At 46.2% G+C, this 17,181-nt stretch carries 13 protein-coding genes and 1 pseudogene; 10 read left to right on the forward strand and 4 right to left on the reverse strand.

Going from position 1 to position 17,181, the window contains the following annotated elements; translation table 11 throughout:
* Positions 1-32: 32 nt before the first annotated feature.
* The 7 genes from IP485_RS11350 (at position 33) to IP485_RS11380 (ending at position 7,876) form a co-directional block, all read left to right on the forward strand.
* Positions 33-1,982 carry a DUF294 nucleotidyltransferase-like domain-containing protein gene (locus IP485_RS11350; RefSeq protein WP_198327303.1) on the forward strand — a complete coding sequence of 650 codons (1,950 nt, stop codon included), beginning with the start codon at positions 33-35 and terminating at the stop codon, positions 1,980-1,982.
* Positions 1,983-2,005: 23 nt separating this feature from the next.
* Positions 2,006-2,611, forward strand: coding sequence for a 3'-5' exonuclease (locus tag IP485_RS11355; RefSeq protein WP_198327304.1), 606 nt, complete (start codon positions 2,006-2,008; stop codon positions 2,609-2,611).
* Positions 2,612-2,970: 359 nt separating this feature from the next.
* Entirely contained in the window at positions 2,971-5,049 is a 2,079-nt protein-coding gene (locus IP485_RS11360) for a D-alanyl-D-alanine carboxypeptidase/D-alanyl-D-alanine-endopeptidase (protein WP_198327305.1), read from the forward strand.
* A gap of 110 nt (positions 5,050-5,159) precedes the next feature.
* On the forward strand, positions 5,160-5,645 hold the full coding sequence (locus tag IP485_RS11365) for an ABZJ_00895 family protein (RefSeq protein WP_198327306.1): 486 nt from the start codon (positions 5,160-5,162) through the stop codon (positions 5,643-5,645).
* A 125-nt stretch (positions 5,646-5,770) separates the two neighbouring features.
* The gene (locus IP485_RS11370) at positions 5,771-6,325 is read left to right on the forward strand and encodes a DUF421 domain-containing protein (RefSeq protein WP_198327307.1); all 555 of its coding nucleotides are present in this window, start codon (positions 5,771-5,773) and stop codon (positions 6,323-6,325) included.
* Between the two features lie 74 nt (positions 6,326-6,399).
* The gene (gene rlmH / locus IP485_RS11375) at positions 6,400-6,888 is read left to right on the forward strand and encodes a 23S rRNA (pseudouridine(1915)-N(3))-methyltransferase RlmH (protein WP_197177687.1); all 489 of its coding nucleotides are present in this window, start codon (positions 6,400-6,402) and stop codon (positions 6,886-6,888) included.
* Between the two features lie 82 nt (positions 6,889-6,970).
* Positions 6,971-7,876: a DODA-type extradiol aromatic ring-opening family dioxygenase gene (locus IP485_RS11380; RefSeq protein ID WP_198327308.1), complete on the forward strand. Its 906-nt coding sequence runs from the start codon at positions 6,971-6,973 to the stop codon at positions 7,874-7,876.
* Positions 7,877-8,179: 303 nt separating this feature from the next.
* Here IP485_RS11380 and IP485_RS11385 read toward each other — a convergent pair whose 3' ends face one another.
* Both IP485_RS11385 and IP485_RS13920 read right to left on the reverse strand, forming a co-directional pair.
* Positions 8,180-9,667 carry an amidase gene (locus IP485_RS11385; protein WP_198327309.1) on the reverse strand — a complete coding sequence of 496 codons (1,488 nt, stop codon included), beginning with the start codon at positions 9,665-9,667 and terminating at the stop codon, positions 8,180-8,182.
* Between the two features lie 234 nt (positions 9,668-9,901).
* The gene (locus IP485_RS13920) at positions 9,902-13,300 is read right to left on the reverse strand and encodes a DNA translocase FtsK 4TM domain-containing protein (protein ID WP_198327310.1); all 3,399 of its coding nucleotides are present in this window, start codon (positions 13,298-13,300) and stop codon (positions 9,902-9,904) included.
* Positions 13,301-14,064: 764 nt separating this feature from the next.
* On the opposite strand from IP485_RS13920, the gene trxB reads away from it, so the two are divergent.
* Genes trxB through IP485_RS11405 form a run of 3 tightly spaced genes read left to right on the forward strand, consistent with a single transcriptional unit; the run spans position 14,065 to position 16,377 of the window.
* Positions 14,065-15,087 (forward strand): thioredoxin-disulfide reductase, encoded by a 1,023-nt coding sequence (gene trxB, locus IP485_RS11395; RefSeq protein ID WP_198327311.1) that lies wholly within the window; start codon positions 14,065-14,067, stop codon positions 15,085-15,087.
* A complete protein-coding gene (gene aat / locus IP485_RS11400) occupies positions 15,088-15,894 on the forward strand; it encodes a leucyl/phenylalanyl-tRNA--protein transferase (protein ID WP_198327312.1) in 807 nt (268 codons plus the stop codon).
* Positions 15,895-15,918: 24 nt separating this feature from the next.
* Positions 15,919-16,377, forward strand: a complete 459-nt coding sequence (locus tag IP485_RS11405; protein ID WP_198327313.1) for a MerR family transcriptional regulator — start codon at positions 15,919-15,921, stop codon at positions 16,375-16,377.
* A 98-nt stretch (positions 16,378-16,475) separates the two neighbouring features.
* Here the strand turns inward: IP485_RS11405 and rimI are convergent, their stop codons facing one another.
* Complete coding sequence (gene rimI / locus IP485_RS11410) at positions 16,476-16,958, reverse strand: ribosomal protein S18-alanine N-acetyltransferase (protein ID WP_198327314.1); 483 nt, start codon at positions 16,956-16,958, stop codon at positions 16,476-16,478.
* Positions 16,959-17,114: 156 nt separating this feature from the next.
* A pseudogene (locus tag IP485_RS11415) lies at positions 17,115-17,181 on the reverse strand (elongation factor Tu); the annotation flags it as partial.

A 17,181-nucleotide genomic window follows, 5' to 3' on the forward strand; every position in this document is an offset into this window, starting at 1 on the left:
ATCTCTTCAGATATACCATCAAGGATGATGCCATGCCCCATCTTGATTTTACTCAGCCGCCGTTTGATGTATTGAGTCTGGCCGAACGTCAAAGTATCCGAAAACACACCCAAATACGCTATCTTGCTAAAGATGAGTACTTACCTGCTGATGAATTGCAGTATCTCTATGTGGTGATAAAAGGACAAATCGAGCAGTCATTGGATGGCGAGTTCGTCGCTTCTTATTTAGGAAGCAACCACTCTGATGATCCAAACAACAACGACTGGTTTGATAGTCGTCGCCTACCTGAATCACTCATAAAACACAGCACGCCAGCAAGCGAAAACGCGCCCATACAACCTTATCAATTTTGCGCCAGTGAAGAGACTTTATTGCTTCAGGTTTCAGGAATCGCTGTCGATAAAATCAGCGCGCAAAACCATTTGGTACGCCAAATGCTATCGGATAAACTGCCTGAACGCTTGAAGGCCTTGCAGCAGCGCCGTCACCATAAACCATCAAGCCCTAACCACTACAATGATCAGCAAGAAGTACAGCAAATCATGCTGCAACCAGTGATAGAGGTTCGGCTGTTGCCAGTACACATCGTCAATGCCGATAGTAGCTTGTACCACGCTACTCGTATCATGACCCAAGCGGGTCTAAAACATGTGCTGGTGCGACCACTGAAGCATTTAACAGTCGAGCAAGAGACCGCATCCCAAACTAAGCACCTGCTAGGCATGCTGACGGACACCGATATCTGTCGCGCCATAAGCGAACAGCAAGATCCTGCCACTACCACATGCCAGCGCTATGCAAATTTTAATCTACGTACAACCAAAGCCACTGATGAGATTGGTGACGCACTGCTCACCATGACTCGCTACCGGATTCACAGACTGCCCGTCATTGATGATAAGGGTAATGTCGTTGGGGTGCTGGGGCAAAGCGATATGCTGGCACACATTGGTCATCACTCACAGCTCATCAGTATTCAAATCGAGCAAGCAACAGACTTGCCGAGCCTAGACACGGCAGTCGATCTGATTGGTCGCTATATCCGTGCACAGCATCAGAATGGCGTGAAAATCGGTAATATCAGCCGCATGGTACAGACCCTAAATGCACAGGTATTTACCAAGCTATGGCAGCTTATTGTGCCTGATGAGGTGATAACAAATACCTGCCTGATTGTCATGGGCTCAGAAGGACGTGGTGAGCAAATCATGCGTACTGACCAAGACAATGCTTTGATCCTTCGAGATGGCTATACCCATCCTGACTTGGCACAGTTTGCCGATACCTTTAATACCCATCTAGCGGCATTAGGCTATCCGCTATGTGATGGCAATATTATGATGACCAATCCTATGTGGCGACAACCGCTGAAGGTGTTTAATGCGCAAATCAGCTTGTGGTTTAGAAACACAGACCCGATGCATGGCATTTATTTATCCGCCATCCTAGATGGCGAATATGTCTGCGGCGATGAATCACTGCTCACGCAAGTACGTCAGCATTTAATACTGGCGCACAGACAGGCAGACCCTATGTTTGTGCGCCAGTTCGCGCGAGCAGCGTTGCAATTTGGTGATGTCAATCAGTGGTGGCAAAAGTTTGTTCCCTTACTCAGTGGCAAAACTGCGTCACCAGATATCGATCTAAAAAAAGCCGGTATCTTCCCACTGGTGCATGGCATACGTACTTTAGCATTGGAAAACGATGTGCTGGACGTACCCAGTAGTAAAGATCGCCTAAAAGCATTGGTACATGCCCGCGCGTTGACCCAAGAGCGTGCGGATACTTTATTAGAAGCGTTAGAGTTTTTTATGGCACAGCGTCTCACCGTCGCGCTCGCTACTGAGGATAAACAGGCACGGCAAGTAAATCCAACGACACTAAGCGCACTTGAACGTGATTTATTAAAAGAGTGTCTGGCCGTGGTCAAAAGTTTTAAGAACCAGCTGCGCCAGCACTATCAGCTAGAAATAACGTAAATATAGAGGGATGAGCGACTAATATGAGCTGGCTACAGCAATTGGCTAACACTTGGCAAAAGACGCAGCTACAGCGTCCAGAGTTGGCAGCGATGTTCACCAAGCCTATGGCTGAACAGTGGGTAGCGATTGACTGTGAAATGACGGGGCTGAACCCAAAAAAGCATCATCTATTGTCCGTGGCAGCGATACATATCAATGGCAATATAATCGACACAGGGAATGGCATGCATCTGATATGTCGCCCACCTGTCATGCCAGATCGCGACACTATTGTCATTCATGGTTTGCGTACTGCCGATGTCGAGCACGGTTTAAACTACCATGAGATATTGGCACTGTTATTGCCGTTTATCGGCAATCGACCCATCGTTGGTTTTTGTACACGACTAGACATGGGATTTTTGAATCCTTTGGTCAAAGGCTATATGGGCACACCTCTGCCAAACGAAATCATCGATGTGCGGCATTTATACAGTCGACGAATCAGTGGGCATACCCAAGGACTCTCCGCCCAAGCCCAGCATTTGAGCCGTATTTTAGCGCATTATGACATTCCTGACATGGGTGCTCATGACGCCTACAACGACGCCATGATGACCGCAATGGCTTTTTTGCACGTACGCTGAGACTTTGCACATGCGCCAAGACATCGCTGCTAACTTATAGTTAGTCGCTAATCATAACGCCCCTATCACAAACCAAACGGCCAAAAATTTATAGCATAAAACACCTAGGGCGTGTCATCAACTAGATTGTGAGGCTTAAAATGAGAAAAATTGTAGATAAATGAGGAAGAAATTGCCGTGAATATGAACATATTGACAAAATTTCTGACGATATTTATCAAAATTTAGCCATTTTAAGACCACTAAATATATTAATGTGGTAATTGATGACATGCCCTAGTATAAAACATAGAGTATCTACGCGAAAACAGCCACTCATGTTACCATAGGCCGTTTTTGCTACCTGATGAAAGATGCTCATGAGACACTCTTCTAAACACCACCACTACGCTACTATTTCCACCCAAACCCTTACCCCTCATGACCATCTACGACCGTGTTATTCGATTGGCAAACGTCTGTCTCGCCTGACTCTATTGGTAGCGGCTATGTCATCACCGCTTTATGCACAAGCGGTCTTACCAGAAGCCATACAAATGGCATTGTCACGTGCAAATTTGACAGAAGCTGACATCAGCATCATGGTGACACCAATAGGTAACAAAAACGACAGCCATTTGCCCTCTCCGATTCAGGTCATCGATAGCAGCAAGATGAATAACGACCCTGCTTCTACTAAAGCTGACGGCGATGGACAAAAAATATCGCAAAATAATCATAATGCTATCAGTAACCCTAGCTCTCTCAGTCATCAAAGCACACTGATAACGATTGAAAAACGTACGATTGAGCAGCATGAAAATAAGATACACGCCTATACGGATGACCCTTATACCTACCAAAGCATAGAGGATGTTTCCACCGTATTGGCTGATGCGGAAAAATCAGCACTATCCCATAACGATAGTGTCCATACAGACTCTACTCATACAGACAGTAAACAAAGCAGCAATGCCAGCACCGATAAAGCTAAGATAAAGATATCATTTTCGCCCTTGCTTAATCATCAGTCTGACATCCCTCGTACGCCCGCCAGCACCATGAAACTCGTCCCCAGCTTTATTGCTTTGGACACGTTAGGGGCTGACTTTGTTTGGTATACCCGTGTTTATCACACTGGCATTATTATTGGTGATCGATTACAAGGCAATTTGATTATTCAAGGCAGTGGCGATCCAAAGATGACCCACGAGCGCTTAGAACAGCTGCTGTACAAAGTACAAGCGGCAGGGGTTCGTCGTATCGATGGCAACATCATCATCGACAGTGCCGTATTTAAAAACATCAGTAAAGACCCTGCAGCCTTTGATAATGCGCCCTTACGCCCTTATAATGCCAGCCCTGATGGGTTTTTGGTCAACTTTAGCACCATCGGTATCAAAACCTACCCTTTGGACAACGGCCAAGCACGTTTGACCTATGAGCCGATGCTTGCAAACTATCAGCTGCCAAGCACGATAGCCACCCGTACAGCCTCTTGTGGGTCAGCGAGCTATAGCCTAGCGCCGCAGTGGCAATCACAGCAATTGTCGCTAAACACCAGTCTGCCAGACAGCTGCAGAGAGCATGCCTTTTATGTGGCGTATCCTGATGCCAAGGATTTTGCCACGCGCGTGGTTGTCTCCAAGTGGAAAACCTTAGGCAACACACTGAGCGGGCAGGTAGTCTCAAACGAGATGCCTTATGATATGACAGAGCAGCCGACAGCGGCACATGGTCTGTCTGCCATTGCTGTGTCACCGCTGCCGTTGGTCAGCTACCCATCACTGACGCTAACCCAGCAGATTTATGACATTAATCATTTCTCAAACAACGTTATGGCTGAACAAGTGGCGCTATCTATAGGCGCTTATGGCAAATCGCATGTCATGCCCTCAGTCGCTCCTGACGATAAAACGCATGATGATAAAACCAATACCGTTCAAACACACAGTGGTGAGCGCGCGCTTTATCAGCAGCCCACTCAAAAACTGGCAAGTTTATACCAGTTTGGTAAGCCTACCACGACCGATTATCCAGCAGCTTTGCAGACCATCAACCAGTGGTGGCAGACCACGCTACAGACGCCTGCGCCTTACCTGACTAACGGTTCTGGACTCTGCCGTGACTGCACAATCACCGCGGCCAATTTGAGTGAGCTGCTGGCTTACGCCTACGATCGCCCAAGCTTTGATGCGTATGTCAACTCGTTGGGTATTGCTGGTGTCAGTGGCACCATTACCACCCATAGCGAGCGCTTGCCTGAATCAGCAGCCATCGGCCGTGCTTGGATAAAAACGGGCACCCTAAACAATGTCACCTCAATGGCAGGTTATGTCAAAGGCTTGTCCGGTCAAGATTATGTCGTCGTTGGCATCATCAACACAGAAGATGCATTGAATGCTTATACAGCCAGACCTGTATTAGATTCCCTACTCGACTGGACTGCCAAGCACTAAGCCTCAATCTTGAATACTTTGATTCAGACATTGAGAGGTTTAATATCCTACGTCTAACATCAGTAGTGTCTGTTTCTTCCCTTATTTTTTATCTTTATACAGGTCAGTTTATGTCACCCAAGACAACCAATCTTAATAAACCTCAAGCGCTAGCACCGACGCAGCCAAAACTGGCGCAATATATCGGTTTTTTTGCGATTGGCTATACGCTTGCCAGCGCCATATTCATGATGATTCAAACCCAGTTTGCGCTGAACTCACAATTGGTAATGGCACTCTCTATCGTGATTGGTGCGTACATTGCCGTTCGTAAATTTATCAAACATCAGCAGCGAGCCTTAAATCATAGTGAAATTAATCGGTTGATGTTTGGCGGCGTCGTAGTGGTCTGGGTATTAACCATCATTTATTTCTTGGCCATCTGGTTTTGGTTGTTTGATACTGTCAGCCGTGAAGTCCTGTTTGAGATGGGAATGGCACGTCCTCTCCCCCTACTGTCCTCACTGGTCATGATGCTTGTGTTTACCTTGGTGAGCGCGCGAATCAGCCTATGGACCATCAATCGACTGTTGAACCCTGCACGAAAAGCAGTTTGAGTGTAGACTATTAGATATCAGCGGCAATACCCTGTTGTCCTGTGAAAACACAGAAAACTATTAGAATAACTGCAATCAAGCAGCGCTTGGAGTTAATCGATTTCCCTTTATCATAGGAGAACGTCATGGAAATGTTATTTTTTGACAATATAGACAAACTTGGACGTATCGTCTTAACGACCATTATGATTTACGTATTCATCGTGTTGATTACAAAAATCTCTGGCAAGCGCTCGACGTCACAGCTCAATAACTTTGATTGGGTCGTCACCGTGATGATTGGCTCATTGGGTGCCAGTACTATTTTGCTAAAAGACATTCCTTTTGTCGAAGGGGCTTCATCGATTTTAGTACTTTATATGTTGCAGTTTTTGGTCACCAAATACGCGTCTATTTCACCGCAGTTCAGTAGCGTTATTTTATCGGATCCGCGTATTGTCTTTTATCAGGGTCAGTTTTTGCCCGATGCGATGCGCGCTGAGCGTCTGACGCGTCAAGAAATCGAATGCGCCATGCGTACTGAAGGCATCAATAGTTTCGATGATGTCGAAGCCATTGTCTTTGAATCTGATGCCAAACTCAGCGTCATTCCAAAGCCAAGTCCAGAGTCACGATCAAATGAGGACGATAGCTCGAATAGTGATAGCACTGTGCCAGAAACCATTAGACCTTTGATGTAGGCGTCAAATCATAACCCAATCACAATTAATGAAAGAAAATTGATACTTATTTAATTATTAAGATGGTACGTACTATGAAAGTAAGAATTTTGACGGTTGGCAATAAGATGCCTAGCTGGGTACAGACAGGATTTGATGAATACCATAAACGTATTCAGCCCATGCTGAGCACAGAGATTGTAGAAATTGCGGCTGCAAAACGTGCAAAGAACCCATCTGATGCTAATCTAGCACAATACCGCGAGCAAGAAGGCCAAGCCATATTGGCCGCTCACAATGCCTCAAGCCGTGAGCAATTATGGGTATTAGATGTCAAAGGAAAAATGATTTCGACAGAAGGACTGGCGGATAAACTGGCTGATGGGATGCAGCAAGGCGATGATATTGCTCTAGTCATCGGTGGTGCGGATGGTGTATCGCCAGAAGTATTGGCAAAAGCCGATGCAAAATTATCACTATCAGCACTGACATTACCGCATCCACTGGTACGTGTCGTACTGATGGAGCAGCTATACCGCGCGATGAGCATTAACAATAATCATCCTTATCATCGTGGTAATTAAATCAGATACCCAGTCATGCTTTCGTTCACGATATCTCTAGCAAATAGATTGAAAAACCAATGCATGCCCTAATAAATGCAGCATGAGATATCCAAAACACGCCACACCCAGTCGTTCAGTACACAACTCTCAGACTCGTCATCCACAGGATGAGTCTGAGAGTAAAGTGCGAGCACCTATTACTTCTGCTACTGCATTTGAAGGTACGCCTACAATAACGGCCAATACTGCCAAACTGCCTGCACTATTCATCTCGCACGGCGCACCGACGCTAGCGATTGAACAGTCTGCCACGACAAGTGCGCTGGCACGTATCGGACAGAACTTACCCAAACCGCGTGCCATCATCATCATGTCCGCGCATTGGCAGTCAGCCAAACTTGAAATCAGTAGCAATCCGCAGCCAAAAACGTGGCATGATTTTTCAGGGTTTTCACCTGAGCTATACGAGCTACAATATCCTGCTATCGGTCAGCCCGCACTGGCTGAGTCGCTTGCCCAGCAGCTCACAGCACGCGGTATTAGCTGTAGTGTCAATCCGGTACGTGCCTGTGACCATGGCGTTTGGGCGCCGCTCAGACACCTATATCCCGATGCGGATGTGCCTATCGTACAGATATCATTGCCGCAGCACTATGACAGTATCGCCTGCTATCAATTAGGGGCGCAGCTTTCGCATCTGCGTGATGAGCAAATCCTCGTCATTGGTTCGGGTAATATCACACATAACTTGCAGGCATTGCGTTGGCAAGCTGACAGTATCGATCAAACAGCAAGCGCCTTCAAACAGTGGTTGCTCCAGCAGCTAAAGATAGACATTCCCACTGCACTCGACTGGCAACAATATCCTGACTATAAAGACATCCACCCGAGCGATGAGCACTTACTGCCACTATTTTTTGCATTAGGGACAGGTCAGCGCGTTTCAGTTGTCCATCAAAGCATGGCACACCACAGCTTAGGCATGGATATTTATCGTTTTGATTAGGGGCTGTTTGATATTCAAATATTAGGGCTGCTGATCGCTAAAATTGCACTAAACTAGGCGCAAGCCGACGATAATGTCGAGACCTTAGCTAAGCTTGCAACAACGTTTGGGGTGATTTTAGCATCAGCCTTTCAGGGCAGTACTATTTTCTGCCAATATATGGCGAAATTGTCTAACCTAGAATGACTAGGCATCAAAAATTTCACTGCATATTGTCTAAAAAATAGTGACTGCCAGCATCACATTTGAATATCAAACAGACCCTAAGCATTATTTAGCCAAAAGTAGAATCTTAATCTATTATTAGAAGGCAGGCTTAGTAAACAAACCAGCGCGCTCAATCTCGCCTGCCACGCTAAACAACGTTGCCTCATCATTCATACGACCGATCAGTTGCATACCAATTGGCAAGCCTTTTTTGCTCATCGCCACTGGCACTGACATCGCAGGCAATCCTGTGACATTACCCAGTAACGTAAAGCCCATCTTGCCTAATACAGGTGCGCTTAGTTTTTCAATCATGCCTGAGCTAAAGGCATACTTGCCCATATTAAAGCCTTTATTGAGCACCTCAGTACTACGCATCATCATCTCGTCTATACGGCTGGGTGGTAGTACGCCATGTTTGACCGCAGGTGTAGGCACCGTAGGGCACAATATCATGTCGTACTCTTCTAGTAAGATACCCGTCTGATATTGGCTATGGTGCCAACCGTGCTTGGCATGAGCCAAATCCACTGCGGACAACGACCGACCGAGCAGCGCCATATTATAGGTTTGTGGTTCTAGGTTTTTAATATGCTGGGCACCAAACTCACGCTCGATATTATCAATGGTAAAGGCAGTATGCGTACAGACCACCACCAGATAATCATGCCAAAACTGCTCGATATTAATGTTTGGCTCAGCGTGTACGACTTGATGACCCATCGCCTCTAGCTGCTTGGCCGTCTGTTCAAGAGCCTCTAGCACTTCTGGGTCCACTTTGGTATTGGCAATCAATGGTTGCTGATGCAAGGCAATCTTTAGACGCCTAGGTGCACGCATCGCCGCTTGCAAAAACGTGCCCTCTGGCGGTGCAATGATAAATGGCGCACCCGTCTCCGCACCGCTAGTGGCATCTAGCATCGCGGCACTATCACGCACAGAGCGCGTAATAACATGATCCGCCACTGCGCCTTCCCAACCTTCACCATAGGCTGGCCCCATAGGATTACGTCCACGACTCGGCTTGAGACCAAATGCGCCGCACCATGCTGCTGGAAAACGTATCGAGCCGCCACCGTCACCCGCCCCTGCCATCGGTACGATACCGCTGGCCACTGCTGCCGCACTACCACCCGATGAGCCACCAGAGCTGTACCCCTTCTTAAAAGGGTTGTGCGTTGCGCCATGTGCTTTTGGTTCTGTGGTGATGATCAAACCAAACTCAGGCGTGTTGGTCTTACCAAAGGTGTTGACGCCTGTCGCTCTCATTCGTCTGACGATTTCACTGTCGTTCTCTGAGATGATATTGACGCTACGACTGCCCATCGTGATAGGTTCATCAGCAAAGCTAAATGACAAGTCCTTTAGTAGGTAAGGCACCCCGTTAAAGGCACCTTTTGGTAGACCTGCTTGCGCGGCATTATAAGCACGCTCATCAAAGCGATGGATGATGGCATTTAATTTGGGATTGAGTGTGTTTGCTTGGTGAATCGCTGCATCGAGCACCTCTTTTGCGCTGACCTCACCTGAATTGACTAACGATGCTAAAGCCAAAGCGTCATACTGAGTATATTCTTTAAACATAACTGACCTTCCTTGGAGAGTAACGACCTAAAATTTTTAATAATGGCAGGTATTTATTTTATACATATTTCTTAGTGTAGTATAAAAAACCGCTACTTATGAGTGATAAACAAACTCATTAGTCATTTGGGCATTCAAGCAATCATTCATTAAAGTTAACCAAAATAATGCACAAAAAAAACGAGCCACTTTCGTGACTCGTCTTTTCATATCATCATAATTAAGACAACAGATTTACATTAGCAACTCGCGCTTACCGCTTTTACCCATTGAGCTGACCAAGCCCGCTTCTTCCATCGAGTCAACGATACGAGCTGCTCGGTTGTAGCCGATACTGAATTTACGCTGAATGCTAGAAGCGGAGACTTTACGCGTCTCCATGATAAAGGCAACGGCATCGTTGTATAAGTCATCATCTTCGCCAGATGCATTGGCACTACTGCTGCTACCGCCTGGACTGGACAATTCAAAATTCCCTGCCATGTTGTCAATATAGTCAGGTGCGCCGCGCTCACGCCACGCATCACAGACACGGTTGACCTCTTCGTCACTGACATACGCACCATGTACACGGTCAGGCTCAATTTGCCCTGGCCCTAAGAACAACATATCACCATTGCCGAGCATGTCTTCTGCACCGCCACTATCCAGAATCGTACGTGAATCGACTTTTGAGTTAACACGCAGTGCCGCGCGTACTGGGATGTTGGCTTTGATCAAACCAGTGATGACATCGACCGATGGGCGCTGAGTCGCTAGCATTAAGTGAATACCGGCCGCCCGTGATTTTTGTGCCAAACGAGTGATAAGTTCTTCGGCTTGTTTACCAACTTGCATAATCATATCGGCAAACTCATCCGCGACAATGACAATCATTGGCAACGTTTTTAGCTTGGGCGCTTGGCTGATACTCACGCTATCATTTGGTCGCCACAACGGGTCAAGCATAGGGTTACCGGATGCCTCGGCAGCTCGCACTTTTTTATTAAATTCATCAAGCTTACGAACTTTTAGTAAGCTCATCAGTTGATAACGCCGCTCCATCTCAGCCACACACCATGACAACGCGCTCGCCGCTTCCGTCATATCTGTGACAACTGGCGTTAGCAGATGCGGAATATCATTGTAGTTGGCAAGCTCAAGCTGCTTGGGGTCAATCAAGATTAGACGCAGCTCATTAGGCGTGTATTTAAGCAACATTGATAGCAGCATGGAGTTGACCAATACTGATTTACCAGAACCTGTCGTACCAGCCACCAGCATATGCGGCGCACGTGCAAGGTCAGTAATAATAGGTTTACCGCCAATGTCTTTACCCATTGCCATGCTGATTTGCGCTTTGGGGTCTTTGAATTTTTCAGTATTTAACAGCTCTATCAGGCGCACCATTTCGCGCTTTGGATTGGGTACTTCGATACCAATATAAGGCTTGCCCGGTATCACCTCAACCACACGTAGAGACGCCATAGACAGCGAGCGTGCCAAATCACGTGAAATACCAGTGACCTTACTTGCCTTAACCCCTGCAGCCAGCTCGACTTCAAAGCGTGTCACAACCGGCCCCGGAATCGCATTGACGACCGATGCTTTTACATTGAATTCTTGTAATTTGATTTCTAAGAGCTCTGACAGCTCAACTAGTTTTTCATCGGTATAACTCGGTTGGCGGTCAGGATCTGGCTTGTCTAAAATCGACATCTCAGGAATCGGTGTCAGACTACTACGGTAGGCCGCTGTTTGCATTGAGCGTGACTTGGTACTGAACGCTGCATCATCGCTGATATGCGGCATAACAGGAGCAGCATCGGTGCTTGTCTCATCTGGCATCATATCGGCAATATGGTTGCTAGAGTCGCCTTCAGGAATATCAAAACTGACATGGGCTTTAGGGGCTGCAACTGTTGCAATCGCTGATTCAACCACAGCAACTGATTTAGCTGTTGGTGGTAATGTTGGGTTGGCAGGTGGTGTATTGGTCGGCGTCATATCCAAGGTGCTTGATACTGGCGGCGCAACCTCTGACTTGGCTGATACAGCAGTAGCTTCAGATGCGATAAAGGCTTCATCATTATCCGCTAGCACGTCTACATCATCGGACGGTTGATGTTCAGGCGCCTGTGAGTAGTCAGTAGTGACTTCTACTACCGGTTTTGATACCGGCGTGCTTATTTTTGCCACTGGTTGCTCAATTACTTCTTTTTGCACGCTATCAACTGTCTGAGTCGTAGCCGCCTGAATAGTAGGCGCTTTTGTCTCAACTGCCTGAATAGTTACTGGATCTGATATGTCAGCATGCTCAGCCAACCATGCCTCTGCTAGCTTATCTACGCTTTTGCTACCAGTGTCTGATACGACTATTTCCCTTTCACTACGGTCTTGATTCATCGTTTCAGTATTGATCGCTTCATTGACTGATGGCTGAACGATACTTTCTTCGTCATAAGCAGCTGACTGGGATACGCTAGTATCAGCTAATGTATCTTGAGGCGCTGTATGGGCGCTGGTTTGGAAACTGGCATAATTGGGTATTGGCGAAGCAAAGCTGTCCGTACTGTCTGCGCTATGAGCCATTTGCTCACGAGCCAACAAGTCATCAACCGTATTGACATCATTCCATGCAAAGCTTGGCTCGACTTTACGGTTCGGTGTCGCAGCAGGACTTGGCGTCGAGACAGACATAGCATTGTTCGTGTCATCATTGCTGCTATTATTACTATTGCCACTACTGTTCGCAGCGGTAGAAACTTGCGGCTCTTTTTGATGGCTAGAGGTTGCAGCTTCTTTTGCTACAGCTAGAGAGGCTTTCACGCTGTCGGCCAATCCTGACGTCGTCAAAAAATCTGATAATGCATGTCCAAAACGACCGCCACTGCCAAAGGCTTGGGCATTACTGGCGTGCTCTTCCGGTTGCAATTCAAGTGGCAGCTGCTCATGCTCTGCTTTTTGACTAGTCATGTCATTGAGAGTGCTGTCGTCTAGAGTGCTGTCATCGTTTAGACCGTTGCTGCGTGACTCATCGCTATGTGAGTTTTGCGCCATGTCTTTATTTTTGATACCTGATCCAAGCCATGACAGTGCTGTAATTTTTTGATATATCGCAAGCCAATGCACATTGAAAGCAAAAGTCGAAGTGATAGCGACAAATATGGCTAAGAAAACCACACTCCCCCACTGCGATAATAATTGCGCCAAACGCTCCTGCAACTCAAGTCCAATGATACCGCCAGCTACGCCCTCTAGACCTGTCGATGCAGGGTTGGTCACGTGCTGAACCAGTGCAACCAGTTGGGCAAATAACGCACTGGCACTTAATAATAAAAACACATAGGCGACCAATCGCATAAGCCAAAACGTCGGTTTATTGTTCCACCAAATAAGAATGGACTCATAGACCACAAACGCAAAAAACCACCATGCACCAAAACCGAAAAAGCTGTATAGCAAATCCGATAACCAAGCACCCATCTGGCCACCCATATTATTGATCGTAGTCATATCACTGCTGATATGCGACCAACTCGGGTCATTACCGGTATAGGTCATCAAAATGACAAATAAGTAGACTGCCAGTATTAACCCAAGAAGGGTAAATATTCCCTTTTTTAAATACTCAATAAGCGGTGCTGATATCACGTAAGATCTGCCTTGTTATTAATACTAAATGGTCGCCAACGCATGACTAAGCTTAATCATGCTGACATAAAGTGCTGACATAGAGTGCTGGCAAAGTGTCGGGAGGACGTACCTATTATAAGACCCTGATATAACCGGTATCGCTTCGGCTCTATCACACTTGGCATAACTTCTTATAATAACAAATACATAGGTATAGTGGCGACACTCTTATCAAGAAAGCGTGTAAGAAAGTAAATCAATGGCTAATTTGCGCAAAAAGCAACCCGATAGCAAAACACGGCTAACAGAGCATGGCTAATAATCTTGCGTAGATCCTATAAACGACCTACTGTTTTTGGTACGTGTGTCTTAAGGCTTTTATCTTTGATGCCATGCACGAATGCTACGAGCATAAAAGCGATAAAGCAGCCAAGTGCAAATACTGATGAGAGGCTTTAGGCAAATCAGCACTGTCGCTCCTTTCTAGCGGATTGACTATAATCAGTTCAATATAATTTCGATACAAGGAAACCGAGTGCAAGTTATACATTAGTATGCTTAGCGAGGATAACGATGTAGCGGATTTATATAGACTTGACTATATATGCTTTGATTCTAATGATACCTATGTTTGTTTTAGCAAACTTGCACTTTGTACGATATGCCCTTATGTTATTATCCCATAGCAATCAGCAAAACCCTATTTGTTGTAATTTTTGATTTTTTTATCACTCATTTTATCCCTGATACTTTTAATCAGTCTATTTAGCAAGGAACAACTCATGGCAACTGACACCACTGCTCCACGTCACGAAAAACTCATTATTTTAGGCTCAGGCCCTGCTGGATACTCTGCTGCCGTTTATGCAGCACGCGCCAACCTAAAGCCTGTCATGGTCACTGGTATGGAAGTAGGCGGACAGCTCACCACCACCACCGAAGTCGATAACTGGCCAGGCGATGCTCATGACTTAACAGGCCCTGCATTGATGGAACGCATGAAAGCCCACGCAGAACGCTTCGGTACCGAATTGGTCTATGACCATATCAACGAAGTAAACTTGAATGTACGCCCTTTTCAATTAACGGGTAATAACGGTAGCTACACTTGCGATGCCCTAATCATCTCAACAGGTGCATCTGCCCAGTATCTAGGGCTAGAATCAGAAACCAAATTCAGAGGCCTTGGCGTTTCAGCTTGTGCTACTTGTGATGGTTTCTTCTACAAAAATCAAAAAGTCGCTGTCATCGGTGGTGGTAACACGGCTGTCGAAGAAGCTCTCTATCTATCAAACATTGCTTCTGAAGTAACCTTAGTCCATCGCCGTGATGGCCTACGCTCTGAAAAAATCTTACAAGACAAACTGTTTGAAAAAGCCAAAAACGGTAATGTCAAAATCGAGTGGAATCACAGTGTCGAAGAAGTGGTTGGTGATGATATGGGCGTCAATGGTGTTGTTATCAAATCAACCATCGATGGCAGCACCAAGCAACTAGATGTATTTGGCATGTTTGTGGCGATTGGTCATAAGCCCAATACGGACCTGTTCAAAGATCAGCTAGACATGAAAGATGGCTATCTGGTCGTCAACAGTGGTCTGCATGGTAATGCCACGCAAACCAGTATCGAAGGTGTGTTTGCCGCAGGGGATGTGGCCGATCATATCTACCGTCAGGCTATTACCTCTGCTGGTACAGGCTGTATGGCAGCACTAGATGCTGAAAAGTACTTGGATTCTATTGGTGAAGCCCATGCCGCCGATCATACCTATGCGTCAACATTGACCGCTGATCAAGACGCCTAAATGGTCACGCTCTCTGAATATAATAATAAAAACATCACGCCTGAGACCTTAAAAAGTCTTGGGCGTTATGACTTCCCAAGTCCTATCTCTGTCGATCCTGATGGTGTTGGTATCGTTGCAATGGGCGGCGACCTTGCACCCGAAACACTGATATCAGCCTACGCTCAAGGGCTATTTCCTTGGTTCAATGAAGATGAACCGATCGCTTGGTGGTGCCCTGAACCGCGCTGCGTGATTGTACCAACTGCTTACCAACCTAGTAAGTCATTGCGCAAACAAGCGAGTCGCACGCGTTGGCAGCTGACCCTCAACCAAGCATTTGATGAGGTTATACATGCTTGTAGTCTGCCCCGTAGTGATGGTCTCAATGCTGAGCTGCCTGAAGGTGAGCACACCTGGATTCATGATGAGATGATTGAGGCTTATACCGAACTACACGCGCAAGGATTTGCCCATAGTATCGAGGTCTGGGATGAGACAGGGTCACTTGTTGGTGGATTATATGGGTTAAAAATAGGCAATATCTATTTTGGTGAATCGATGTTTCACCGTGCGTCCAACGCCTCAAAGCTCGCCTTTTGGGGCTTAATGCGATTGTGTGAACAAACGCACGTGGCACTCGTTGACTGCCAATTGCCAAACGATCATCTGATGAGCTTGGGTGCCACCACTCTACCGCGTGCTGATTTTTTGACTCAACTAGACACGCAGATAGCGGGTCACTGGAGCAAATGGCACAGCAACTCTCATAAACCCTTGTCAGTGTCGCATCTCGGTACGGCACAACCTTGGCAAGAGAATTTATAATGGCTAAAGCGTTACGAGGCGATTATGGCTACTGACACATTGTTTTTATTGATCGGGGAACTGGCAAAAAGCGCCAATACGACCAAAGACACCGTTCGCCACTATGATCAGCTAGGGCTGCTAAAATCACGAAAGCGCCAAGCAGGATCGCGTCTGTATACTGAGTTTGATTCAGAGTGTATCGAACGGATTGATCTGATTAAAAGCGCACAAGCCATCGGTTTTACGCTCACAGAAATCAAAGACAGCCTGAACGACTATTACGATGGGCAACTGGATGTCGATCTGCAGCTGATGCTAACCAAGCAAAAACTGACACAAGTCAAAAAGCAGCAAGCCAATATCAGCGTCATGATAGAACTGCTGAGCGAGCGCATAGATATCCTAGGACATATGAAAGCGGATAAAGCCTATCGGTTGGACATTGAAGTATGCAAAAAGAAGATACCTGACAGTATCGACTATACATTTAATGTTAATTGATATACTTTTTCTCTGCTATCACCTTTATCTTACGTACTCAATCATATTCTAGAACGTCAAGTACCTCATCAAACATCTCAGCTCAGTCCGTCAGTCCGTCAGTCCTCAATATATACACGCTGCATAATAAGCGCGTCGATTGCTGGCTGATGCGGCTGTTGGTAATAGCTTTTGCGTTTATGAATAATGGTAAAACCCTGCTGCTCATACAACGCGATTGCCACAGCGTTGTCTGCACGCACTTCTAATAGAAGACTCTCTACTTGACTCTCTGCCAGCCATTTATGCAGCTGGCGAAAAACCTGTGAAGCGATGCCTTGTCGCTGATAGTCAGGGTGCGTACCAATACGTAAGATTTCTGCTTGCTCAAAAACCACTTGATATAAACAGTAGCCAACTACTTCATCAATGTCGGTACTCATAACAACCATCAAGTCTATACTGTCTTGCATGAGTAATTCAGATAGAGCCTGATCATTCCAAGCATCTTGCGACTGAATCTTAGCTTCGATCTCTGATACGGCATGAATCACCTGCTTACGCATGACTACACCAGTCGGTAGCGCCTCTATCAAAAACATAACGGTCCCTTATTTCCTATTGCTTAGACTTGCCTAAATGACATAACTGAAGCTTATAGAAAGTTTGCTCAATATTCTACACCCACAAAAAAGCCACCCAAAACAGGGTGGCCTTTTTATGACTAACTTAACAGCTCATTACTGATGACTGATAGATTAGTTTAGTACGTTAGCAACAACACCAGCGCCTACAGTACGGCCGCCTTCACGAATAGCGAAGCGA

It is taken from the genome of Psychrobacter sp. NG27 (assembly GCF_016106655.1).
In the GTDB taxonomy this organism is placed as follows: domain Bacteria; phylum Pseudomonadota; class Gammaproteobacteria; order Pseudomonadales; family Moraxellaceae; genus Psychrobacter.

What these genes read in the sequence shown, in the direction of transcription:
- IP485_RS11350 (WP_198327303.1), top strand. Translation starts at nt 33, where the DNA reads ATGCCCCATCTTGATTTTACTCAGCCGCCGTTTGATGTATTGAGTCTG.
- IP485_RS11355 (WP_198327304.1), top strand. Translation starts at nt 2,006, where the DNA reads ATGAGCTGGCTACAGCAATTGGCTAACACTTGGCAAAAGACGCAGCTA.
- IP485_RS11360 (WP_198327305.1), top strand. Translation starts at nt 2,971, where the DNA reads ATGAGACACTCTTCTAAACACCACCACTACGCTACTATTTCCACCCAA.
- IP485_RS11365 (WP_198327306.1), top strand. Translation starts at nt 5,160, where the DNA reads ATGTCACCCAAGACAACCAATCTTAATAAACCTCAAGCGCTAGCACCG.
- IP485_RS11370 (WP_198327307.1), top strand. Translation starts at nt 5,771, where the DNA reads ATGGAAATGTTATTTTTTGACAATATAGACAAACTTGGACGTATCGTC.
- rlmH (WP_197177687.1), top strand. Translation starts at nt 6,400, where the DNA reads ATGAAAGTAAGAATTTTGACGGTTGGCAATAAGATGCCTAGCTGGGTA.
- IP485_RS11380 (WP_198327308.1), top strand. Translation starts at nt 6,971, where the DNA reads ATGAGATATCCAAAACACGCCACACCCAGTCGTTCAGTACACAACTCT.
- IP485_RS11385 (WP_198327309.1), bottom strand. Translation starts at nt 9,667, where the DNA reads ATGTTTAAAGAATATACTCAGTATGACGCTTTGGCTTTAGCATCGTTA.
- trxB (WP_198327311.1), top strand. Translation starts at nt 14,065, where the DNA reads ATGGCAACTGACACCACTGCTCCACGTCACGAAAAACTCATTATTTTA.
- aat (WP_198327312.1), top strand. Translation starts at nt 15,088, where the DNA reads ATGGTCACGCTCTCTGAATATAATAATAAAAACATCACGCCTGAGACC.
- IP485_RS11405 (WP_198327313.1), top strand. Translation starts at nt 15,919, where the DNA reads ATGGCTACTGACACATTGTTTTTATTGATCGGGGAACTGGCAAAAAGC.
- rimI (WP_198327314.1), bottom strand. Translation starts at nt 16,958, where the DNA reads ATGTTTTTGATAGAGGCGCTACCGACTGGTGTAGTCATGCGTAAGCAG.